Here is a 22,176-nt window from a genome sequence, read left to right as displayed (position 1 = left end):
CATGCGGATCACGGCGATCACGGCGATCACGGGGTGTTCATGGGGTGATCATGGGGTGAGTCCGGCCTTGTCGCAGGCGGGCCGGAGCTTCGGGGTGCAGATCTGGGCGATGGTGTACATACCGTCCTTGACCAGAGTGTCCTCGATGTTGCCGACCGTCACCGGGACCGACGGGAGCAGGACCGCCGGGATGTCCTTGTCGGTGGGGCTGTCGACGGTGCCGGTGGCGATGGAGTCGACGCTCTCGTCGCGCCCCAGGGCGACCGCCATCTCGACGGCGGCGTCGGCCGCGGGCTTGAACGGCTTGTAGATGGTCATGTACTGGTCGCCCTTGACGATGCGCTGCGTGGCCGCGAGATCGGCGTCCTGGCCGGTGACCGGGGGCGGCGGGCTGACCCCGCTGGCGCCGAAGGCGGAGACCACGGCGCCGGCGAGGCTGTCGTTGGCGGCCAGGACGCCGTCGATGTTGTTCGCTCCCAGGGCGGAGATGGCGCCGCTCATGTTGACGTAGGCGTTCTCCGGCCGCCATCCGACGGTGTCGTACGACTTGCCGATCCGTACCTTGCCCTCCAGGACGGAGAGCGCGCCGCGCTTGTACCAGCCGGCGTTGGGGTCGGTCGTGGCGCCGTTCATCATGACGATCTGGCCGCCGTCCGCCTTGTCGCCCATGGCCTTCAGGAGCGCCTCGCCCTGGAGCCTGCCGACGACCTCTCCGTCGAAGGTGACGTATCCCGAGATGGGTCCCTGGGCGAGCCGGTCATAGGCGACGACGGGGATACCGGCCCGGTCCGCGGCCTCCACCGAAGAGCGCAGCGCCTTGGCGTCGACGGCGGCGACGATCAGCACGTCCACACCCCGGGTGATCATGGCGTCGAGCTGCTGGCGCTGGACCGCTGGCTCGGCCGTGGCGGCGACGGTCGCCGCCGGGCAGTCCGGGCACAGCTCTTTCAGCTTCTTCTCGATCAGGGGCCGGTCGAACTGCCCGAAGCGAGAGGCTCCGCCACCCGGGAGCAGCACGCCGACGGTGAGGCTGTCACCCCCGCTCCCGCCCCCGCCCCCACCCCCGCTCCCGCTGCCCCCGCCTTCGCCACACGCCCCGGTCAGGACCAGGCCGACGGCTACCACGGCCGCCGCACCCGCCCGGCTGAGGGACCTTCGCTTCACGGCCGACAGGCCGACACCGAGACCCATTTTCGATTCCTTAGGGTTTCTTAGGAAAATTGCCCAATCTTGCCCCGCTATGAATGCCTTCCGTCCAGCGTAGTCAAGCGGCTGACGCGGGCCAGTGCGATTCGGGAGCGAGCGGGGAGCGAGGGCGTGCCCTGATGGTGGGCGGCGTCGTTGGGGCCGACAGCAACTTCGGTTCCGGAGCGAACGCCGCGAACAACTGGAACTTCAGCGCGGCCGCCGTCTGCTTCCAGGAGCTCGCAGTGGTCCCGGTGGGTGGCGCCTGGACCGGCGACACGACCAACCACTGCGCGAACGGCAACCTGCTGAACCACGCCGGCTGACCCGGAACCCGAGCCGAGGTACCCCGCCACGAACGGCGGCAGACGAAACGGCGACAGACGGACCCCAGGCCGGCGACGGCCTGGGGTCTCGTCGTGGAGCGAGCGGTGAGTGAGCGGACGGGCGGACGGGCGGGCGGGCGTGAGGCCGCCGTGCGGCTCGGCCCGCCGTGGGGAACGGGTAGTCGTAGTTCGACGGCCGCCCGGGGCGGGTGAACCGTCAGGGAAGCCGGTGCTCGACGAGGGCGTTGCACCCCGGCCCGTCAGGTCCTCGGCGATCGCCGCACCTCCGTGGGGACTGCTCTCGAACGCGGGGATCAGGGCGAGGAGCAGCCGCGCCCGGCGGCCGCCGCCGGCCAGGGCCGTCCGCACAGGAAGCCGCGCACAGGCCTGGACCAATCCCACGCCGCCCGCCATGATGACGCTGCCATGACAAAATCCTCGTGGGTGGTGACCGTGCGCGGATCCTTCGTCGGGGCCACTCTGGCCGCCGTGTTCCTCCTGCTGCCCCTGGTGCCCGCCCCCGCGGCCGCACAGGAGACCGCCCCCGGCGCCGCCGCTCCGCCCGGTACCGCCGTGACCGTGGCGGACGACTGGACGGCACCGCTCAGCACGCGGGGGCGCTGGATCGTCGACGCGGACGGTGACCGCTTCAAGCTGCGGTCGGGCAACTGGCATGGCGCGAGCGGTACTTGGGGCGGTTCAGGGAGCGCGGACCAGGACGCGAACCACCACGCGGGCGAGAACTCCGGCCGGATACCACTCGGTCTGGACCGCGCCCCCATGGCCGAGATCATCGCCGGTTTCCGGGAGATCGGGATCAACAGCGTTCGGCTGCCCTTCTCCAACGAGATGATCCACGACAGCGTCCCCGTCACGGACGACGCCGTCGCCGCCAACCCCTCCCTGCGCGGCAGGACGCCCCTCCAGGTGTACGACGCCGTCGTCCGCGCACTCACCGCCGCCGACCTCGCCGTGATTCTCAACAACCACACCAACACCACCCGTTGGTGCTGCGGAGTCGACGGCAACGAACGCTGGAACACGAGCCGGTCCACCGAGACCTGGGAGAACGACTGGCTCTTCATGGCCCGCCGCTACCAGGACAACAAGCGCGTCGTCGGCGCGGACCTCTACAACGAGGTGCGCCGCGACATCTGGGACGACCCCAACTGGGGCCTCGGCGACGACCACGACTGGTTCGCCGCCTCGCAGCGCGTGGGCGACCGCATCCTGACGGAGGCCAACCCCGATCTGCTGATCATCGTCGAGGGCATCAACTGGACCGGCATCCCCGTCGACGGCCTGCCGCACGAACGCCCCACCCTGGAACCCGTACGCCGCCTCTCGCACACGCTCGTCGACTCCGACAAACTCGTGTACTCCGCCCACTTCTACGACTACACCGGCCCCCACCACAGCGGTGCCACCGGAACGGGTGAGACCACCGACGCCCGCTACCGCGATCTGACCCCCGCCGAACTCATCGACGTACTGAACCGTCAGGCGTTCTTCGTCACCGGCGAACAGGACCGGCACTTCACCGCCCCCGTCTGGATCAGCGAGTTCGGCGTCGGGGGCCGCGAGGAGACCGGCGCCCGGCAGCGCGCCTGGTTCGCGAACTTCGTCGACCAGTTGATCCGCGCCGACGCCGACTTCGCGTACTGGCCGCTCGTCGGCTGGCACGAGAACCGCACCGGCAACGGCTGGGCCCTTCTCCACTGGGACGCGGCGGGCAACCGCATGGGCCTGTACGACGGGGACGACTGGCGTGCCACGGCCTGGACCCGGCTCGTCGGGGCCCAGGGCCGCACCGGCCGCGTCGCCCCGGTGGCGGACTGGGTGATGCTCAGCCCCGACCACGGCGACTTCGTCGCATCGCGGCGGATGCGCGCCCTGCCCGACTGGGACCCCGGCGCCCGTAAGGCCGTCTGCCCCGACGGCCAGCGCCTGATCGGCCTGAGCCACACCGGCAACCGGGGCCTGTGCTCGAACGTGTCCGCCGGCCCCGTATGGGACCCGACCGCCGGGCCCAAGGTGGTCGCCGACGAGCGGTACGTCACACCGGGCCGGGACTGGGCGAGCGGCTACACCAAACTCCAGTGCCCCGAGGGCCACTTCCTGACCGGCTACAGCGTCCGCGGCGCCGCCGTCTCCGCCGCCCTGTGTGTGCCCGCACCGCCCGGCTCGATCGTCGGCACGAGTGGCCGCACGGTCTGGTTCGACCGCGGTGACAACAGGGGCGCCACCCCCAAGGGCGGCGACTTCGCACAGGGCCACTACAAGGGCCAGTGCGCGGACCACGAGTACGCCGCCGGGATCGCCTACACGGCTCGCGTGGGCTCCTCACGCACCCCCGACGCCCTGTACTGCCGACAGACGAACTGATTTGAGCCGCTCCGATCCGCTCCGATCAGAGCCCGTCACTCCGATCAGCTCCCATCACACTGATCAGCTCCCATCACACTGATTCGCGCCCGTTCCCGCCGATTTGCTCCGCTCCGGTTCCGGCGTACATCCAAGCCCGCGTCGAGTGCGTCTAACCACGAAGTCACCCGCACGCAAGGGATGTTCACCGCCACCGGAGGATTCGATGCAACGACGCCTCGTCATCTCGGCCATCACCGCAGCGCTTTGCGGCACCACGCTGGCCGGCACCACCACGTCCGCCTCCGCCGCACCCCAGGCCGTCGACTGCCGCAAGGTGAAGTGTGTCGCTCTCACCTTCGACGACGGGCCGGTCACCGACACCCAGCGGCTGCTGCGCCTGCTGAACGAACGGGACGTCAGAGCGACCTTCTACGCCGTCGGCACGAACGTCCAGAAGAACCCGTCGACGGTGAAGACCGCAGCGAAGGCCGGTCACCAGATAGGCAACCACAGCTGGGACCACGCCGATCTGACCAAGCTCAGCGCCGCGAAGATCAAGTCACAGTTCTCCCGCACGGACACGGTGATCAAGCAGGCGACGGGAACGAAGCCCACCACCGTCCGGGCCCCCTACGGCGCCCACAACGCGGCGGTCCGCTCGGCCGCCGGACGGCCGCTGGTCCACTGGAGCGTCGACACCCTCGACTGGAAGTACCGCGACTCGGCCCGGCTCATCAAGTACGTCAACGCGGAGACCAGGCCCGGCGACATCGTCCTCATGCACGACATCCACAAGACGACGGTCGACGCGGTGCCGGGCATCATCAAGGCCCTCAAGGCCCGCGGCTTCTCTTTCGTGACCGTCGACCAGCTCTTCGCCCCGGCCAAGCTCCCCACCGGAAAGGTCACCTACCACAACCGTGCCGCCTACCGACCGTGACCTTCAGCCAGAACCGGGAGCGGAGCTGTCGGGCGCGTCGCGCCCGTCGCGGCGGCGGTACTCGGCGTTGATGCGCTGAGCTTCTTCAAGCTGGTCCTCAAGGATGACGATGCGGCAGGCGGCATCGATCGGGGTGCCCCTGTCGACGAGCTCGCGGGCGCGCGCGGCGATCCGCAGTTGGTAGCGGGAGTACCGGCGGTGTCCGCCCTCCGAGCGCAGCGGAGTGATCAGACGAGCCTCACCGATGGCTCGGAGGAAGGCCGGGGTGGCGCCGAGCATCTCGGCGGCCCGCCCCATCGTGTATGCGGGGTAGTCGTCGTCGTCCAGACGATTACTGAGGGGGATCTCTGCTGTCATGTCACCTCGTTGTGCAACGCGTCGAGGGGCCCTGGTGCCGTACGGCACCAAGGCCCCGAAGGAAATTCAACACCATCCGTCGGCTCTTGTGCTCAGCCGACCTGCTTCTTCCGCTACCAGCCCTGCAGAAGGGGGGTGCGGGGATCGTGGCTGCGTGACCGGGGACCACCTTCCAATCCGGGGTCTTGCGGTACCCGGGCCGAGTGCCTCTCGGGCCGGGCGAGCCTGATGGCGTCTGCTCCTCCGTTCTTGTGTCGTGTTTGTCTCGACGAGCCAAAGACTAACCACACTGGCGTCCAATGTCTACTCTGGCAAAAGTAGATTTCAGTCGCCTGGGGGCGCAGATAGCCTGTGACCAGTGGCAACGGGCGATCCGAGCCGTCGATTCGTCGAGTCCGTTGAGTCCATCGAGTCCGTTGAGGTCCAGTCCGTCAGGGCCGCCGGGTCCGTCGGGTCCGTCAGGTCTTGGGTGGCGGTCCGGTCGCCTACGACCCGACCGCGGCCGGCGGGCTTCCGACGCCGGGCCGCCCTGGCGCCGGACTCGTCGACGCGACGGGGAGGGCGGGGCAGCCGCGCGGCCACATGGGCGGAATTTTCCGCAGCAGGAATGACGGCGCAGACAATCGGCAGAGAATCGAGAGAGCAGAAGGGTCCGTAGATGATCGGCGCCGGCTCCGATTGACACAATTAATGAGATTGACGCGTCCTGAAATGCCAAAAAGCCGGGGCCCGCACCTCAAGGTGCGGGCCCCAGCTGTCAAGTATGCGTTGGCGCGAGCGTCAGGCGGGAACGATGTTCTCGGCCGTCGGGCCCTTCTGGCCCTGCGCGATGTCGAAGGACACCTTCTGGCCTTCCTGCAGCTCGCGGAAGCCCTGGGTGGCGATGTTCGAGTAGTGGGCGAAGACGTCGGGGCCGCCGCCGTCCTGCTCGATGAAGCCGAAGCCCTTTTCAGCGTTGAACCACTTCACGGTGCCAGTAGCCATGTTATTTCTCCTTCGGAGACGAGGTGCGGAATTCGCCGTGTGCGGACTCCGCGTCGCCGTGCTGATTAACCCGTCGGAAAAATGAACCTTCTGGCAACCACACCTGCAACTGACATCGACATTAGCACGACGCGATCGGCCCTGAGTGATCAATAATTCCGTTCCGGTCGGCGGTCGAGGAATACTCGACGCGCTCCCCACCTATTTCTCACTTCACGGATGCAGATATTGATCCACGTGGATGTGGCGGTCCCTGAGCCACCTGAGCTACCTGAGCCAACCGACGCGCTCGGCGGTCCAGGTGATGTGCGGGGGCTCGACTCGCGCGCACAGGGGCCCGCCCTCCGTGTCGGTCAGGCCGAGGCGTCCGACCAGCAGCCCGTCGCGAGCGGCGGCGGCGAGCACGTCGGCGGGGATGACGTCGAGCATGAGCTTGGCGCGGCGGAACATCGTGAAGGTGCCCGACTCGTCGACCGTGCCCCACGACAGGTAGACGAACCGCCGGCCCAGACGGTCCTGCACGTAGGGGCCCCTGACCTCGGTGCCGGTCGCCGAGGTGCTCGTGGTGCACTCCAAGGTCCAGGTGGCGGACGGCGCGTCGCCGGGCTGTGGTGCGAGGAGTTCGGCCGGACGGTCGCGGCGTTGCACGGCGACGTGGAGGTTGCCGTACGCGGGGACTCTGCCGTCGGCGGAGGCGGGACGGGTGAGGCCGGGCAGGTCGACGGCGTCGATGCGGATGCGCATGACGACCATCATCCCGCCGACGGCGTCCCCGTCACCCCGTCACCCCGCCACCCCGTCACCCCGTCACCCCGCATTCCGTCCGGCCCGCGGCTCAGTGGTTGTCGCGACCCAGTGATCGTCGCGGCTCAGTGGTCGTCGCGGATGGTGGTCGCGATGCCGTTGCTGATCACGACCTCGGCGCTGAAGCCCTTCTTGGCGGCCGCCTCCAGTTCGGCCTCGGTGCACTCGATGCCGCCCTCGCCGACCGGACCCGTGTTCACGGCATCGCAGATGTCGTCGTAACCCCAGATCTCGGTGTCCTCGGCGACGAGGAACTGCTGCTCGGTGCCCTTCATGTCGGAGACCGTGTACTTGCCCGGCGCCAGGTAGGAGACGTTGCCGAACCAGGTTCCGTTGACGCCCTTGCCCTCGTTGATGCCCTCGACGACGGTCTCGCGGGAGTCGGAGTCGGAGTCGGGCCCGTTGCTGGCGTCGGACTCGGGTTCGGAGCCGCTGTCCTGCTGGGCGGCACGCCGCTCGGTCACCAGGGTCGCGACGCCCTTCTTCATCTCCACGTCGGCGTTCACGGCCCCCTTCTTGACGGCCGCCTCCAACTGGTCCAGCGTGCACGGCGCGTCGACCTTGGACCCCGCCTCGCCGCATATCGTGCCGACGCCGTAGACCTCGGTGTCGTCGGCGACCCAGAACTGCTGGTCGTCCTTGCCCGGCGCGGACACGATGTACTTGCCCGGGGCGAGGTAGGTGACCTTGCCGTTCTCGAACGTGCCGCTGACGCCCTTGGACTTCTTGGCGTCCGACGCCTTCTCCGCGACCGCCGTCGTATCCGTCCCGGCCTTGCTGGACGAGCTGTCGTCGGTGCCGTTCTGGCACGCCGTCATCAGCAGTCCTGCGGTGAGTGCGGCGGTGAGGACGACGGCCTTGCGGAGGTGGCGGTTGATCACGGGAGGTTCCTTCCGGGGGCGGGGCGGCGGGGGGTCCGACGGCGTTCCCGCCGGTCTCCCGCTCTGTGCTGACTATGAGGAGCCCCGAAGCCCCCAGGTCACGCCCGTCCTCCCTTCGGTACACCGCTGTGACACAACAACACATCGGCTGCGAACGGCAGTTCGCCGACGCGCCGCCTTGCGTCACGCGGACATGCGGGAAGTCGTCCAGCGGCAAGGTGTAGGTCATCCGCAGCGCGCCGAGCCGCAGGTCCTGTTCACCTGCTCTCCGTCATCGGCCGTCAGCGGCTCACACCCTGACCGGCGGGGCTCCCGACGGCCGAGATCTCGAACAGGCCCGGACAACGGAAGTCGGGAGAGGGGCAATTGTCGACAGCTTTCTGGATCCGTTTGTGTGCGTTCCGTTGACACCCTGCACATCCGCTCCTAATGTCTCGCCAATCTCGCCCATCTTCCGACCGTGTGACGAGATTTCGAACGACGGGAAAGGCGAGTGCCCTGCGTATCACCGGAATCAGCACATACCTGGCCGGAACGCCGTGGCGCAGCCTTACCCATGTCCAGGTGAACACCGGCAGAGGGATGCCGGCAGTCGGCGGGACCGGGGACGCCGAGGCGTCCGGCCGCCGGCTCCGGCGATGTGCCGGGCGACCTGTGTCGCGATGACTCCAGCGAGGTCCGTCGGCCGCTCCTCACCGCCGCGACGGGTGCACCAAGCCCGCCGAGGACCTTGGCGAACCACGTGCGGATCCACGAGGTCGCCGAGCGGAGCCACGAGGCCGTCGAGCGAATTCACCAGGTCGCCGAGCGGATTTTCCGCGCCCCCCACCGCACGCCTGACGTTCGGTCCATCTCGACGAGAACAGGGAACGATCACCATGCCCAACCGCAGAGCCGCCCTTGCCGCCCTAGCCGGAGCGGTCTCCCTCGCCCTCACCGTGTCCGCCTGCGGCGGCCAGACCAGCCAGAGCACCTCCGAGCGCGGCACCATCGGCATCGCCATGCCGACCCGGGCCTCCGAGCGCTGGCTCACCGACGGCAAGAGCGTCGTCGAGGACCTGCAGAGCAAGGGGTACAAGACCGAGCTGCTCTACGGCGAGGACAACCCGAAGACCCAGGCCTCGCAGATCGAGAAACTGGTCAAGCAGGGCGTGGACGCGCTGATCGTCGCGGCCATCGACAACAAGTCGCTGAACGGCGCGCTCGAACAGGCCGCCGCCGAGGACATTCCCGTGATCTCCTACGACCGCCTCATCCTCGGCACCAAGAACGTCGACTACTACGTCTCCTTCGACAACGAGCAGGTCGGCCGGCTCCAGGCCCGCCACATCATCGAGAAGCTCGGCCTGGAGGACGGCAAGGGCCCGTTCAACATAGAACTGTTCGCCGGCTCTCCCGACGACAACAACACCAAGTTCTTCTTCGACGGCGCGATGCACCTGCTGCAGCCGTATCTGGACAACAAGCAGTTGGTCGTCCCGTCCGGCCAGACCGCGATGGACGAGATCACCACCCTGCGCTGGGACGGGCCCACCGCGCAGAAGCGCATGACCGAGGTCCTCGGAAAGTCGTACGGGAGCAAGCAGGTCGACGCGGTCCTGTCGCCGTACGACGGCATCTCCATCGGCGTCCTGACCGCGCTGAAGGCGGCCGGCTACGGCACCGCGAGCAAGCCCCTCCCGGTCATCACCGGCCAGGACGCCGAACTGGCCTCGGTGAAGTCGATCATCGCGGGTGAGCAGTCGCAGACCGTCTTCAAGGACCTCCGCCAACTCGCCGAGGTCGCCGCGAACATGGCCGACGACATCCTCAACGGCGAGACGCCGCAGCTGAACAACAGGCGGGCGTACAAGAACGGCGTCAAGGCCGTACCCGCCTACCTGCTGCAGCCGATCAGCGTCGACAAGAGCAACTACGAGTACGTCCTGGCCGCGAGCGACCGCTACACCGACGCCGAGCTCAAGTAACCGCACGACCGCGCGGGAGCCCCTCGCCTCTCAGCAGGCGCCGTGGGCCGCAGAGGTGAGCGAGTGACCCGGATCACTTCTGTAGAGCGATGGCATCGGCTGCCTCCACCGGTCATCACCGACAGCACACGCCGAACGCCGCACGTCACACGCCGACGTGCGTCGTTCGGCGGGCTGTTCGGCGACCGAAGGAAAGGACGCGACCGACATGACCGCACCTGTGAAGGGCCCCGCGAGTTACTTCCCCGCGATCGAGAAGAAGTACGGCCGTCCGGTAGCGGAGTGGAAGGACCTGATCCGGGCCTCGCCCCTCACCAAGCACAGGGAACTCGTCTCCTGGCTCAAGACCGAACACGGCCTCGGTCACGGCCACGCCAACGCGCTCGTGGCGCACACACTCGCCGAACAGAACGGCAAGTAGAACCGGCCACGGTCGCTGTGGTCTCCCTCTGCGCGGCAGCCATCCTGTGGCTGACCCACCGCCGCGGCCTCCGCGTCGGTTCTTGACGCGTGACACACCCCGGTATGCCGTCTTCGTGCCCTCACACACGGGTACCCGCCTCGTGTGTACCGACCGCGGTCGAGAGAGGGGCACGCATGCAGACCTTCTTGCCCTATCCCGATTTCAGGGCCTCGGCGCAGGTCCTGGACCGGCGTCGGCTCGGTAAGCAGCGGGTCGAGGCGTTGCAGGTCCTTCGCGGCCTCATCGTGCCGGGCTACGGGTGGCGCCGGCACCCGGCCGTGCGTATGTGGGCGGGATACGAGGAGGCGCTGGTCCGGTACGGCCTGGAGGTCTGCGGGGTCTGGTGCGAGCAGGGCCATCAGGACAGCTGCGCGGCCACACTGGTCACCGATTACGAGGCGTTCCGGCCCGCCTCGCCGACACGGGACCAGCCGCGACTGGCCGCCGCCGGGGAGCTGCCCCCTTGGCTCGGCGACGACGCCTTTCACCTCAGCCACCGGTCCGCGCTGATACGCAAGGACCCGGCCACCTACGCCCCGTCCTTCCCCGGTGTGCCGGACGATCTGCCGTACGTCTGGCCGACGTCCGACCGGGAACGCGTCTCACCCTGAACAGCGCCACCAGCGCCTGATCCGCGAACCGTCAGCCCTTCTTTCTGCTAGGAAGTCTTCCTGCCGCGAAGCGCCTGCGGCTTGTGCACGGCACTGCGCCCGGACTTCTCGCTGCGGACCTGGTACTGCGGGTCCTGGGCAGAGGCCTCGACGGTACGACCGGCCGCCTCGGTCCTCTCGGTGATCTTCTTCTCGACCTTGCCCGTGGTTTCGATCCCGTGACTCTTCCACGACACCCGGTCACCCTTGCGCGGCTGCGGCTTCCCGGACACGACAACACCTCCCGTCACTCCCCTCGCGAGTGCCCGGGGAAAGTGTGCGGAAACGAACCGCCCACGCCGATCCACAGCGGCCTTATCATCTGCCGGGAGGTACGCACCGTCGCCGTCACCGGCCGAGCCCCGGGGACCCGGAGCGCGGCACGACGGCGAGATTCTTTTCCTTCGCGCTGAGTACGGCGGCGAAGGCACGGCCGTGCGCACTCCGCCTGCCGTCTGTCCGCACTGCAACCGCGGTGGCTGAAAAGTGTGTCTCTTGGTGCGTGGTCCGAAGCTACGGGGCGCGTGAGGTTCCGGCAGGACTGCAGCCTTGGGGGGCTGGAATGAACACATGGGCGGTGCCCGGATACACCGAGTCCACGGAGCTTGGATCAGGGGCGAGTGGGCGGGTCGTCCTCGCCGTGCACCAGGAGACCGGCGTCCCGGTCGCGATGAAGTACCTCAGCGAGTCACTCCGTACCCGGCCCGGCTTCGTACGCGACTTCAGGGCGGAGGCGCGCCTGCTGGGCGGCCTGGAGAGCCCGTACGTCGCCGGTCTCTACGAGTACGTCGAGAGTCCGGACGGCGCCGCCATCGTGATGGAGCTGGTGGACGGTGTCTCGTTGCGGGCCCTGCTGAACAGTCGGGGCCCGCTCGATCCCGAGGCCGCTCTCGTGCTTCTGAAGGGCTCGTTGCTCGGTCTGGCCGACGCGCACCGGATCGGCGTCGTCCACCGCGACTACAAGCCGGCGAACGTCCTCGTCATGCCGGACGGAGCGTCCAAGCTCGTCGACTTCGGGATCGCGGCGGACGTCGGCACCAGCGCCGGAGCGGCGGGAACCCCCTCCTACATGGCCCCGGAGCAGTGGACCGGCGCGCCCGCCTCCCCCGCCGCCGACGTGTACGCGGCGACGGCCACCTTCTTCGAGTGCCTCACGGGCCACAAGCCGTACCCGGGCGACAATCTCGCCGCACTCGCGCTGCAGCACGCCGACGCGCCCGTCCCCGCCGAGGAGGTCCCCGAGGCGGTGCGGGACCTGGTGCGGCGCGGGCTGGCCAAGGACCCGCGGGAACGGCCCACGCACGCCGAGGCGTTCGTCACGGACCTGGAGACGGCCGCCGGCGCCGCCTACGGGCCCGACTGGGAGGAACGCGGCCGCGGCCGGCTCGCCGCGCTGGTGGCCCTGCTGCCGCTGCTGCTGCCTTCGGCCCGCAGCACCCCACGGACCACCACGGACACCGCACGCACGGTACTGAGCCAGGAGCCGGGCCACGGCTGGGCGCGGTCGTGGCGGCCCGGTCGGCCGGGGATGCTCACGTCCGGTGCGGCCGTGCTGCTGGGCGTGATCCTGACCTACGGCATCCAGCACGTACCCGGGGCGGCTCCGCAGCAGGCGGCGCAGGCCCTGGCCACCACCAGTGCGCAGCCCGGTGTGGAGTCGGGAGGGCCCACCGCTCCGACGGCGACCACCGACTCGTCCCCGACGCCCTCGCCGTCCCCGACATCCTCCGCGTCGTCCAGCCCGTCGGCGTCGGACCCGGGGGCCACCGACACCGGCGAGCCCTCGGCACCGCCCACCACGGCTCCGGCCCCGGAGACGACGACGCCCGGCGGGGCGACCCCCGAAGCGACCCCTACGACGACTTCCCCCAGCCCGCCGACCGCCCCCGCCGTCAAGGACGTCACGGTGTCGGGCTTCCGGCAGACGGGTCCGACGACCGCCACGACGACGATCGACATCACCACGGACGGCACCGGCCCGCTCTCCCTCACCGTCTCGTGGTTCACGGGCGACACCGGCGGACAGCTCGGCACCGCGGACGGAGCGGCCCAGACGTTCGAGCGCGGCGGCGCCACCCAGTACACGCTCACTGTCGACCACACCTTCCAGAACAACGGCTGCTACTGGGCGGTGCGCGCCACGACGACTCCGTCCTCCGCCGACGGCGGCGCCTCGCAGCAACTTCTGACCAGGGGGTGCGACATCAGATGACCACACAGGACGATCGCACTCCCGCGTCCACCGGGGGCGGGGAGCCCACGCGGGCGCTTGGTTCCACCGGGGACGGGGAGCTGACGCGGGTGCTCGGCGCCGATGGGGGCGAGGAGCCGACCCTGATGCTTGGCTCCGCCGGGGGCGGGGAGCCGACCCTGATGCTTGGCTCCGCTGGGGGCGGGGAGTCCACCCAGGTGCTCGACCCCGCCGGGGACAATGAGCCGACCCGGGTGTTCGATCCCGCGGAGGGCCATGAGTCCACCCTGGTGCTTGGCTCCGCTGGGGGCGGGGAGCTGACGCGGGTGCTCGGCCCCGCCGGGGGCCATGAGCCCACGCGGGTGCTTGGCTCCGCTGGGGGCCATGAGCCCACGCGGGTGCTTGGCTCCGCTGGGGGCGGGGAGTCCACCCAGGTGCTCGACCCCGCCGACGAACACGCCCCGAGCGGCGAACACACCCGAAACGACGACCGCGCCCCGAGCGGCGAACACACCCCGAATGACGACCGCGCCCCGAGCGGCGAGCCCGCCCCAAGCACCGAACCCGGCTCCGCCGACGCCGAATACAGCGCCACCGTGCTGGGCAGCCACTGGATCCAGAGACCCGAGCCGGACGCCACCCTCCTCGGGCCGTTCTCCACGGAGACCCCGCCGACGCCGCCGGATCGTGCCGAAGGCACCATGCTGCGTTTCGGCCCGGGGGTGACGGCCGCCCTCGCGCACCGTACCCACAGGACGCTGCCCGCGGTGGCGCCGCCCCTCGCGCCCCCACGCCGCCGACGTCTGCGCCGACACGCTCTGCCCGCACTGGTACTGATCTCCGTCATGGCATTCCTCGCCTGGCAGCGTTTTGGCCCTTCCGTCGCGGTGAACACGGCGGCGGTCACGGCCCGGCCGACAGTTCTGGGATGTGGTGACACAGCGGAGATAGTCGGCCGCGTCACCACGAACGGCCGGCCGGGCACGCTCTCCTACCGCTGGATCCGAAGCGACGGCACCACCTCGGGCACGCTGCGCGAAGTCATGGTCCAGGGCCAGAGACAGGCACGCCTGCACCTGCGGTGGACCTTCCAGGGCAAGGGCCGTTACGCGGCACAGGTAGAACTACGCATCCTTTCCCCCACCCCCCGCACGGTCACCACCCACCTCACCTACCGATGCACGTAGCCGAGAGGCGCCCAAACGCGGTGCCCGCGCCCCAACAGGCGCCGGAACGAGCAGAGTTGGTGCCCTATACCGCTGCCTCGTCACCTGTCGTCACCTGTCGTCAGAAGAGGTCACCTGCGTCACCTGTGCCATCTGTGTCAGATGAGCCAGACAAGCCATCGTCGGCAGGTCCGTCGTGAGCGCATGCGTCGCGAGCGCATCCGTCGACCGTGCCTCACGCTGCGCACCTCATGGGGTTCGTCGGTCCGGGTGTTGGGCCCGGTGGAGCCTGATGGTGAACACGCAACCCTTGCCGGGCTCACTGCTGACGGTGACGGTTCCCTCGTGTGCCTCGACGAACTGGCGGACGATGGACAGGCCCAGGCCACTGCCGCCGGTGCGTCGGCTACGGGACTTCTCGGCCCGCCAGAAGCGCTCGAAAACGTGGGGGAGGTCATCGGCGGCGATGCCGCTGCCCGTGTCCTCGACGGTGAGGACGGCCAGGTCGCCGGCCTGACGGGCGGTGAGTGTGACAGTGCCGCCCGCCGGGGTGTGCCGGAGTGCGTTGGAGGTCAGGTTGCCCAGCACCTGCCGCATCCGCACCGGGTCGGCGTCCAGGACGAGGTCGGGGTCGGTGTGGGTGCACAGGCGGATGTCCGAGGACTCCGCCCGGGTGCGATGGGCCGACACCGTCTGGGCGACGAGGTCGTCCGCGCGTACGGGTTCACGGTGGAGTGTCAGGGCGCCGGCGTCGGCGGCGGCGAGGTCCTGCAGATCGTCGATGATGTGCTGCAGGAGGAGTGCCTCGTCGTGCAGGGAGGCGATGAGATCCGGGTCCGGCTCGACCAGCCCGTCGCGGGTGGCCTCCAGCCAGCCGCGGATATTGGTCAGCGGGGTCCGCAACTCGTGGGCGATGTCGCTGACCATGGCCTTGCGTTGTGTCTCCAGCTGTTGGCGGCGTGCGGTGAGGTCGTTGAAGGCGGCGGCCAGATAGCCGGTCTCGTCCTTGGTGGTGACCGCGACGCGTGTGTGCTGCTGCGGTGGCTGCTGGGCCGCTGCCGTCAGGGCTCGCAGGGGACGGACGAGGCGGACGGCGACCACGGTGGTCATGGCGACGGTGACCACGAGGACCAGCCCCGCGACGCCGACGATCTTGGCCTTGTTGGCGGGGGAGAGGTCGAAGCCCACGGGCTGTTGGCCGAGGGCGCCCAGATAGAGCCGCGCTCTGGGGGCGACGTACGAGTGGAGCTGGGTGCGGCGCGCGTCCTCGACACAGTCCTGTGTCCGCCGACTGCCACCGAGCAGGCGGCCGGGGTCCTGGGCCGCGGCGGTGAAGCCGGGTGTGACCTCGACTCCGATGCCGACCGGGGGGCTGGCCGCCTGCACCTTCCCACCGTCGGGGCCGAGGCACGGAGCGGCCAGAGCAATGAGTTCGTCCAGTGCCTTCTGTTCGGTGGGGGTGGGGGTGTTGAGCGCTCCGACCGCGCACTGCCGGGGCACGGATGCCTCTCCGCCGTCGGCGATGACCATGGCGCGGCCGCTGGGAAGCTCCCGAACACGGCCGTCACCCAGGTGCGCACGCACGCACGCCAGGCGCTTCTCGGCGAGCGCCCTCACCCGTCCCCGTTCTGCCGCCGGGAGCAGATACGGCCCCACCGCCCGCGGGTCGATCCCGGCGAGCTGGGCCCCCGGTTCGGTGGAGGTGTCGGTGTTCAGCGGGTCGACGGTGGCCGAGGCGCGGGCGGGCAGAGCGGTGCCGGGGGCGGCGGAGTCGGCGATGGTGCGCCCGGCTTCTGTCGTCAGGGCGATGCGCCGTCCCATGGTGAGGGAGAGATCGCGCACCGACGCCCGCACGCCGTCCCAGTCGGCATGGGTCGCGGCGAAGCCGCTGAGCTGCCGCAGGATGTCGCTGTCGTCGGAGAGCACCTGACCGTGCTCTTCCTGGATGGCCCGCGTGGTGGTCTGCACGGCCAGCCAGGCGGTGGCACCCACGGAGACCACGGCGATGGCGACGGACGTGAGAAGCAGCCGCACCAGCAGGCTCTTGCGCCAGGGAATGCGGGGGCCGGGCGTCACGAGGGCTGCCCGGTGAGCTTGTAGCCGACGCCGAAGACGGTCAGCAGCCGGACGGGTCTGCGCGGGTCGGTCTCGATCTTCTTGCGCAGGTTCATGATGTGTACGTCGATGGCGCGCTCGGTGGAGGCACGGTCGAGTCCCCGGGTGTGCTGCAACAGTTGACGGCGCGAGAAGACCCGTTCGGGTTCCGCGGCCATCGCGTGGAGGATGGCGAACTCGCCGGGGGTGCACGGGACGGGGACGCCGTCGCGGGTGACCTCGTGCCGTGCGGGGTCGACGGTGATGCCGCCTGCGCGCAGCACGGGGGAGTCGTCGGCGGGGCGGAGGGTGCGGCGCAGCACGGTGCGGATACGCGCGAGCAGTTCCCGTGGGCTGTACGGCTTGGTCATGTAGTCGTCCGCGCCGAGCTCCAGGCCGAGCAGGATGTCGTCCTCGGCGGAGCGCGCGGTGAGCATGAGGACGGGTATGTCCCCGTCCCGCCGCAGCACCCGGCACACGCCGAGACCGTCGACGACGGGCAGCATCAGGTCCAGGACGACCAGATCGGGTCTGCGGCTCCTGGCCTCGTCGATCGCGGCCCGTCCGTCGGCGACCACCACGGGGGTGTGGCCCTCCTGAAGCAGCAGCCGTCGTATGAGTTCGGCCTGCAGGGGGTCGTCTTCCGCGACCAGAATATGTGCGCACACGCCGTTGACTGTAGGCGCGTGTGATCCCTCCTCAGGGCTGTGTGAGGGCCTTCCCACACCCTGACAACTTCCTGATATCCGGACGCCAGGCTGGGCTCCCGGCCTCGGTCCCGTCGGGCACCGGCACGCCACCGGCACACCCCCCAGTACGGCACCGGCACGGCACAGGCACGCCACCGGTACGGCACAGGCATGCCGGACGGCGCCGACGCCCCGCCGCGTGAACCCGGGTCCGCCCGCACCGACTTGGTGGCACAGGCCACTCGACGCGAACGACGCAGACACATGCACCGCACCCGCCCCGCCCTCGCTACGAGCCGTCGTCGCGTGGCACATGGCTCGGTCCGACGTCGTGCGTCGTGCGTCGTGCGTCGGAGCTGATCAGTTCCTCACATGTCTCGTCCAGGCTGACGGTCATGGCTTCATCAGACCCCCGTACGTCCCAACTGCGGTGCTCACGCACCCCGTTCAGGAACCGAGCGGCCGCCGGCCCCGGCTCGTACCGTCCGGTGATATCGGCCGCCGTCCTGGCCCTGTCCGTCACACTCGCCGGATGCGCGGGTTCGGCGACCGGCGTCGGGCCCGCCGACGCCGCCCGGCCGGCGGCGGGTGGTACGAGCGCCGCATCGGCCTCCGCATCGGCCGCTCCCGGCACGACACAAGCCAGGCCCCCTCAGACATCCGCCGATTCCCGGGCGTCCGCCGACCCCGGAGCGGCCACCGCGCCCGCCCCCGCGCGGCTACCGGGCCTGGGACCGCGGACGCTGGCGAAGATCCCGGCCGACGCGCGCCAGGCCGTCCTGGTCGCCGGCCGGGGCAAGGACTCGTCGGCATCACAGGTGGTCCTGTACCGGCGCACCGGCGCGGGCTGGGAACCGGGAGCGACCTGGCCGGCACACAACGCTCTCAAGGGCTGGACGGACGACCACCGCGCCGGCGATCTCCGCTCGCCCATCGGCGTGTTCACCCTCACCGACGCGGGCGGACTGCTCGCCGACCCCGGCACGAAACTGCCGTACGACCAGGGGCCGGCCTTCACCATCGGCGGCACCGGCTTCGAGGGCGAGCCCCTCACGGGCTCCTTCGACTACGTCGTCGCGATCGACTACAACCGCAGGCCCGGAACCTCCCCCCTCGACTGGACCCGCCCGCTCGGCGCGAACAGGGGCGGCGGCATCTGGCTGCACGTCGACCACGGCGGGCCCACGCAGGGCTGCGTGAGCCTGACGCGGAAGCACATGAAGGAACTCCTGCTCGCACTCGATCCCGCCCGGCATCCGGTGATCGTCATGGGGGACGCCGAATCCCTCAAACGCTGACCCGAACGGTGTGAGACGACAGCGGCGCCGAGCTCCCGGCGAACGCCGGTGTGCTCGGCCAAGAACCAAGCAAGAACTCAAGCCGGAACCAAGCAAGAAGCAAGCAAGAAGCAAGCAAGCAGCAATCAAGTACCAAGCAAGGATGGGACGTTGATGCGTTTCAGGCGCATATGGGTAGCCGCTGCGGCGGTACTCACGACAGTGGTGGGACCACCGGTACAGGCTGCCGCCCAGCAGGCAGCCGAACCCGCGCCCACCGCGCCGAGGGTCGGTCCCGACGGCCAACTCCCCTCCGGCTGGCGGATCACCGGCGGGGCCTCGGGCAGGCAACTGGTCTGGCACTCCGCCGACCCGGTGCCCCTGACCGACTCCGGCGTCGAGTTCTACTCGGGAGACCGGTTCCTCGGCCGGCCGGTGGCCACGAAGGACCAGCGCACCTTCCGGCTCGACCTGCCCGCCGCACGCCTCGGACGGGCTGCGGACCTGCAGGTGCGGACGGGGGGACGCCGACTGGACGCGGCAGGCGTCACGGTGCGCCCGGACGAGCGGCGCACCGCGCCGGCGGCGAAGCTGCCTGCCGTGCTGCCGGCCAACCCTGTCGACCCCGGCAAGCCGGGCCCGTACGGGACGACGACCGGCGAATACACCTTGCCCGCGGTGCGGTTGCCCGGACTGGACACACCCGTGGAGATGCGCGCCGTGGTGGTGGCACCGACCGGGGCCTCGGGCCGCCGGCCGCTGGCGCTGTTCCTGCACGGCCGCCACGACACCTGCTTCACGGCCGACGGCTACGGGTCCGTCGAATGGCCCTGCCCGTCCGGTTCCAAGTCCGTGCCGAGCTACCGGGGTTACCTGCGCGATCAGAGACTGCTGGCCTCACAGGGCTACGTGACGGTGTCCGTATCCGCCAACGGCGTCAACGCGCAGGACTCGGTGGAGGACGGCGGGGCCCAGGCCCGTTCCTCCCTGGTGCGCCTGCACCTTGCCCGGTGGGCCGACTGGGCGGGCTCCGGCCGCTCCTCGGCTCCGGCGGTCGTACGGAGCGCACCGCCGGGCGACCTGTCCCGGGTGCTGCTGGTCGGCCACTCGCGGGGCGGCGAGGGAGTGAACAGGGCCGCCATGGACAGCCTCTCCCGCCCGCCCGCCGACCAGGACGGACACCGGGGGCCGGTGCTCTGGCGCATCCGCGGCACCGTCCTCGTCGGGCCCACCGCCTTCGGGCAGAACCCCGTCCCCGACGTGCCGTCGATGACGATCCTGCCGGGCTGCGACGGCGACGTCACCGACCTGCAGGGCGAGACCTACGTGGACGGCACGCGCGGAGTCAGCCGGGGTGCCGCCCTGCACAGCGCGGTCTACATGGTGGGCGCCAACCACAACTTCTTCAACAGCGAGTGGACGCCGGGGCAGGCGACGGCTCCGGCGGTGGACGACGCCGCGGAACCGGACCCCGTGTGCGCGCCGGGCAGCGCCACACGACTGACGGCCGGTCAGCAACAGGCCGCGGGCGGCACGTATGTCGCCGCGGCGGCCCGGCTGTTCGTCGCGGGCGACGACCGGGTGCGTCCGCTGCTGGACGGCTCGAACCGGCGGGCGCCGTCGGCGGACCCCGCGCGGGTGCTCACGCACGCCGTGGGCGCGCGCCGGACAGCCGCGTTCCTGCCGAACGCCCCGGTCACCGTGGACGGCGGCCGGCTGTGCTCGGCGGTGGTGGACCCCGATCCGGCGACCGCCTGCCTGGCTTCCGACGGGACGGGCCGCTCACCGCACTTCGCCGAGTGGGAGACGGCGCCCGAACCGGGCCGTCGCGCGGTGGCACTGCGCTGGTCCGCACCGGGTTCTCCCGTTCGGGTGCGTTCCGCCGAGTCGGCCTCCCTCTCAGGCGCCGAGGCCCTCGCCCTACGGGTGATCGTGCCGCCCGACACCACGGGAACGCGGTTGGACGTGTCCCTCACCGACGCCTCCGGTCGCCGGGCCACCCTCGGCCGGGTCCGTGTGGACGGACTGCCGGGGAGTGACCGGACCGCCTCCTACTGGGGGCAGGAGATACGCGTGCCGCTGACCGCCGCGATCCGGGCCGGGCTGGACCTGGGCCGGGTGACGACACTGGAGATGACCCCGCGCAACCGCTCCGGACGGGCCTGGCTGATGGACGCCTGGGGCTGGCGCCCCGGCACACCGGCCGTGCGTCCGGTCGCGCTGCCCCGCGTGGACATCGGCCGGCTGAAGGTCGACGAAGGGGACGAAGAAGGGGACTCCGGCACCCGGACCTACCAGGTCCCGGTGCGCGTCTCCGGCCAGGGCGACGGCCAGGGCGACGGCCAGGTCAGGCTGTTCGTCTCCGACCCCGTCACCGGCCGGACCACGGCCCGTTCGGTGCGTATACGGCCCGGTGATTCCAGCGTGGATGTGCCGGTGAAGGTCGAGGGCAACACCCGCTATGCCGACGACATGTCGTATCACGTGTTCGTGAAAGCGGTTCACGGCGCGGTGGTCGGCTCGCACCTCGGCGGCCTGACCGTGCGGAACGACGACCCGATGCCCGAGGTCACCGTGACACCTCTCGCGGACCGGGTCACCGAGGGACAGAGCCTCACCTGGCGGGTCACCCTGTCCACGGTCGCCGACATCGAAGTCCCCGTCCCGTTCAGCTTCCTGGCGGCGGGCGGCGCGGAGTTGTCCACCATGGACGTGGACCCGCGCTGGCTGGAGGAGAAGCACGGCGAGTCACCGCTCCCCGAACGCCCCCTGTCCGAGGTGGCGGGCATGTCCCTGCTGTCCGTCGTCCCCGCCGGTCAGCTGAGCACCGAGGTGGCCATACCCACGATCGCGGACGAGGCGGCCGAACCGGAAGAGACCGTGCGGATCCAGCTGTTCGGTTTCGAAGAGCCGCCGGTCGGCCCGATCTTCACCGGCAGGATCGAGGACGGCTCCTAAGGATTCCATCGCCCCCACAACAAAGAACCCCCAGGTCGTCGGCCTGGGGGTTTCGCATGGCGTGCTGTACCCCCACCCGCCTCACCCTCGCGTCCTGGGCGCTCGATGACAGGGTGCCCCGTGGGCGGGTGTGTGGTGGGTGGGGGTGTCGTGGTGCTGCCGTGCCATCGGCCGACTTCAGCCGGTGTTCAGTAGGCCCTGTGAGCATTCCGGTCAGCCACTGGGAAGCGGTTTTGATCGAGGTCCGTCACTTCGACATGATGAAGTCCAGGGCGTAACCGGGAGCGGTCGTCCAGTAGGTGACACGCTGAAAGTCGTTGGCGTACAACGTCTTGACGGGCATGGGGACATTGATCGGCTTGCTCGCGCTGCCACCGGGCTTACGGCTCTGGAGGCTGAGGGTGATGCTCTTCGCCTTGTACTCGTCCATGGGGCCGTTGACGAGCAGAGCGGCATACGCCTTCTTCCCCGGGGCGAGGGTGACGGGCACCCCCGGGTGCGGGTCGCTCTTCTTGATCACGCGGGCCGTGTTCTTACCGTTGCCGAGCCGCACGAGGGGGTAGCGGTAGAGGTTGCACTTCTTGCCGCCGGTGTTCTTGACGGTGAGGAGGAGGTGCCTGGCGTCCTTGCTGTCCGCGGGCTCCTTCGTGGCGGACACCCCGAGGACCTTCTGGGAGCAGGCGGCGATGGTGGCCTTGGCGCCACTGACGACCGAGCGGTGCGTCATCGCGTCTTGGGCCTTCCCGCTGACCGTCCGGGGCCCGGTGGCGGAGGCCTGTGCCGACAGGCCACACCCGAGAGCCAGGGCGAGACCCGCGGCCACGGCCACACGGTGGGTCGCAAGAGGCTTCATGTTCATATGCGTGTTCCTTTTCTG

At 70.1% G+C, this 22,176-nt stretch carries 19 protein-coding genes; 10 read left to right on the top strand and 9 right to left on the bottom strand.

Annotated features, from left to right (window positions below; genetic code table 11):
* Positions 1-48 precede the first annotated feature (48 nt).
* Entirely contained in the window at positions 49-1,191 is a 1,143-nt protein-coding gene (locus OG622_RS23455; protein ID WP_371578593.1) for a sugar ABC transporter substrate-binding protein, read from the bottom strand.
* 134 nt (positions 1,192-1,325) lie between these two features.
* Here OG622_RS23455 and OG622_RS23450 point away from each other — a divergent pair, with 134 nt between their 5' ends.
* From OG622_RS23450 to OG622_RS23440, 3 genes are all read left to right on the top strand, one after another.
* Positions 1,326-1,511, top strand: a complete 186-nt coding sequence (locus tag OG622_RS23450; protein WP_371578592.1) for a hypothetical protein — start codon at positions 1,326-1,328, stop codon at positions 1,509-1,511.
* A gap of 426 nt (positions 1,512-1,937) precedes the next feature.
* Positions 1,938-3,896, top strand: a complete 1,959-nt coding sequence (locus tag OG622_RS23445; protein ID WP_371578591.1) for a glycoside hydrolase family 5 protein — start codon at positions 1,938-1,940, stop codon at positions 3,894-3,896.
* A 205-nt stretch (positions 3,897-4,101) separates the two neighbouring features.
* Positions 4,102-4,818, top strand: a complete 717-nt coding sequence (locus tag OG622_RS23440; protein WP_371578590.1) for a polysaccharide deacetylase family protein — start codon at positions 4,102-4,104, stop codon at positions 4,816-4,818.
* A gap of 3 nt (positions 4,819-4,821) precedes the next feature.
* On the opposite strand, the gene OG622_RS23435 is transcribed toward OG622_RS23440, so the two are convergent.
* The 4 genes from OG622_RS23435 to OG622_RS23420 all read right to left on the bottom strand — a co-directional run bounded on the left by OG622_RS23435 (position 4,822) and on the right by OG622_RS23420 (position 7,844).
* Positions 4,822-5,175 (bottom strand): MerR family transcriptional regulator, encoded by a 354-nt coding sequence (locus tag OG622_RS23435; RefSeq protein WP_371578589.1) that lies wholly within the window; start codon positions 5,173-5,175, stop codon positions 4,822-4,824.
* A gap of 780 nt (positions 5,176-5,955) precedes the next feature.
* Positions 5,956-6,159, bottom strand: a complete 204-nt coding sequence (locus tag OG622_RS23430) for a cold-shock protein (protein WP_030600152.1) — start codon at positions 6,157-6,159, stop codon at positions 5,956-5,958.
* 267 nt (positions 6,160-6,426) lie between these two features.
* Positions 6,427-6,903, bottom strand: a complete 477-nt coding sequence (locus OG622_RS23425; RefSeq protein ID WP_371578588.1) for a DUF5990 family protein — start codon at positions 6,901-6,903, stop codon at positions 6,427-6,429.
* Positions 6,904-7,028: 125 nt separating this feature from the next.
* Entirely contained in the window at positions 7,029-7,844 is an 816-nt protein-coding gene (locus OG622_RS23420; RefSeq protein WP_371578587.1) for a hypothetical protein, read from the bottom strand.
* Between the two features lie 878 nt (positions 7,845-8,722).
* Between OG622_RS23420 and chvE the strand changes: the two genes are divergently transcribed.
* From chvE to OG622_RS23405, 3 genes are all read left to right on the top strand, one after another.
* Complete coding sequence (chvE, locus tag OG622_RS23415) at positions 8,723-9,811, top strand: multiple monosaccharide ABC transporter substrate-binding protein (RefSeq protein ID WP_371578586.1); 1,089 nt, start codon at positions 8,723-8,725, stop codon at positions 9,809-9,811.
* Between the two features lie 208 nt (positions 9,812-10,019).
* Complete coding sequence (locus tag OG622_RS23410; RefSeq protein ID WP_371578585.1) at positions 10,020-10,232, top strand: DUF4287 domain-containing protein; 213 nt, start codon at positions 10,020-10,022, stop codon at positions 10,230-10,232.
* A 176-nt stretch (positions 10,233-10,408) separates the two neighbouring features.
* On the top strand, positions 10,409-10,885 hold the full coding sequence (locus OG622_RS23405; RefSeq protein ID WP_371578584.1) for an MSMEG_6728 family protein: 477 nt from the start codon (positions 10,409-10,411) through the stop codon (positions 10,883-10,885).
* Between the two features lie 47 nt (positions 10,886-10,932).
* On the opposite strand, the gene OG622_RS23400 is transcribed toward OG622_RS23405, so the two are convergent.
* Positions 10,933-11,157, bottom strand: a complete 225-nt coding sequence (locus OG622_RS23400) for a DUF2945 domain-containing protein (RefSeq protein ID WP_371578583.1) — start codon at positions 11,155-11,157, stop codon at positions 10,933-10,935.
* Between the two features lie 329 nt (positions 11,158-11,486).
* Here OG622_RS23400 and OG622_RS23395 point away from each other — a divergent pair, with 329 nt between their 5' ends.
* Together OG622_RS23395 and OG622_RS23390 are read left to right on the top strand one after the other, a co-directional pair.
* Positions 11,487-13,136 (top strand): serine/threonine-protein kinase, encoded by a 1,650-nt coding sequence (locus tag OG622_RS23395; protein WP_371578582.1) that lies wholly within the window; start codon positions 11,487-11,489, stop codon positions 13,134-13,136.
* Positions 13,133-14,302, top strand: coding sequence for a hypothetical protein (locus tag OG622_RS23390; protein ID WP_371578581.1), 1,170 nt, complete (start codon positions 13,133-13,135; stop codon positions 14,300-14,302). The genes OG622_RS23395 and OG622_RS23390 overlap by 4 nt, the downstream gene beginning before the upstream one ends.
* A gap of 228 nt (positions 14,303-14,530) precedes the next feature.
* Here the strand turns inward: OG622_RS23390 and OG622_RS23385 are convergent, their stop codons facing one another.
* Together OG622_RS23385 and OG622_RS23380 are read right to left on the bottom strand one after the other, a co-directional pair.
* A complete protein-coding gene (locus OG622_RS23385; RefSeq protein ID WP_371578580.1) occupies positions 14,531-16,357 on the bottom strand; it encodes a sensor histidine kinase in 1,827 nt (608 codons plus the stop codon).
* A complete protein-coding gene (locus OG622_RS23380) occupies positions 16,354-17,043 on the bottom strand; it encodes a response regulator (protein WP_371578579.1) in 690 nt (229 codons plus the stop codon). Before OG622_RS23380 ends, OG622_RS23385 begins: the two co-directional genes overlap by 4 nt.
* 416 nt (positions 17,044-17,459) lie before the next feature.
* Here OG622_RS23380 and OG622_RS23375 point away from each other — a divergent pair, with 416 nt between their 5' ends.
* Together OG622_RS23375 and OG622_RS23370 are read left to right on the top strand one after the other, a co-directional pair.
* Positions 17,460-18,362, top strand: coding sequence for a hypothetical protein (locus OG622_RS23375; RefSeq protein ID WP_371578578.1), 903 nt, complete (start codon positions 17,460-17,462; stop codon positions 18,360-18,362).
* A 150-nt stretch (positions 18,363-18,512) separates the two neighbouring features.
* Positions 18,513-21,299, top strand: a complete 2,787-nt coding sequence (locus OG622_RS23370; protein ID WP_371578577.1) for a hypothetical protein — start codon at positions 18,513-18,515, stop codon at positions 21,297-21,299.
* Positions 21,300-21,546: 247 nt separating this feature from the next.
* On the opposite strand, the gene OG622_RS23365 is transcribed toward OG622_RS23370, so the two are convergent.
* Positions 21,547-22,152, bottom strand: a complete 606-nt coding sequence (locus tag OG622_RS23365; protein WP_371578576.1) for a DUF4232 domain-containing protein — start codon at positions 22,150-22,152, stop codon at positions 21,547-21,549.
* Positions 22,153-22,176 lie beyond the last annotated feature (24 nt).

The sequence above is a fragment of the Streptomyces sp. NBC_01314 genome, assembly GCF_041435215.1.
Lineage (GTDB): Bacteria > Actinomycetota > Actinomycetes > Streptomycetales > Streptomycetaceae > Streptomyces.
This window is presented reverse-complemented; position numbering and strand designations above follow the sequence as displayed.

Excerpts from the sequence above, each read along its gene's own strand:
- OG622_RS23455 (WP_371578593.1), bottom strand. The coding sequence starts at position 1,191 with ATGGGTCTCGGTGTCGGCCTGTCGGCCGTGAAGCGAAGGTCCCTCAGC.
- OG622_RS23450 (WP_371578592.1), top strand. The coding sequence starts at position 1,326 with ATGGTGGGCGGCGTCGTTGGGGCCGACAGCAACTTCGGTTCCGGAGCG.
- OG622_RS23445 (WP_371578591.1), top strand. The coding sequence starts at position 1,938 with ATGACAAAATCCTCGTGGGTGGTGACCGTGCGCGGATCCTTCGTCGGG.
- OG622_RS23440 (WP_371578590.1), top strand. The coding sequence starts at position 4,102 with ATGCAACGACGCCTCGTCATCTCGGCCATCACCGCAGCGCTTTGCGGC.
- OG622_RS23435 (WP_371578589.1), bottom strand. The coding sequence starts at position 5,175 with ATGACAGCAGAGATCCCCCTCAGTAATCGTCTGGACGACGACGACTAC.
- OG622_RS23430 (WP_030600152.1), bottom strand. The coding sequence starts at position 6,159 with ATGGCTACTGGCACCGTGAAGTGGTTCAACGCTGAAAAGGGCTTCGGC.
- OG622_RS23425 (WP_371578588.1), bottom strand. The coding sequence starts at position 6,903 with ATGCGCATCCGCATCGACGCCGTCGACCTGCCCGGCCTCACCCGTCCC.
- chvE (WP_371578586.1), top strand. The coding sequence starts at position 8,723 with ATGCCCAACCGCAGAGCCGCCCTTGCCGCCCTAGCCGGAGCGGTCTCC.
- OG622_RS23410 (WP_371578585.1), top strand. The coding sequence starts at position 10,020 with ATGACCGCACCTGTGAAGGGCCCCGCGAGTTACTTCCCCGCGATCGAG.
- OG622_RS23405 (WP_371578584.1), top strand. The coding sequence starts at position 10,409 with ATGCAGACCTTCTTGCCCTATCCCGATTTCAGGGCCTCGGCGCAGGTC.
- OG622_RS23395 (WP_371578582.1), top strand. The coding sequence starts at position 11,487 with ATGAACACATGGGCGGTGCCCGGATACACCGAGTCCACGGAGCTTGGA.
- OG622_RS23390 (WP_371578581.1), top strand. The coding sequence starts at position 13,133 with ATGACCACACAGGACGATCGCACTCCCGCGTCCACCGGGGGCGGGGAG.
- OG622_RS23375 (WP_371578578.1), top strand. The coding sequence starts at position 17,460 with ATGGCTTCATCAGACCCCCGTACGTCCCAACTGCGGTGCTCACGCACC.
- OG622_RS23365 (WP_371578576.1), bottom strand. The coding sequence starts at position 22,152 with ATGAAGCCTCTTGCGACCCACCGTGTGGCCGTGGCCGCGGGTCTCGCC.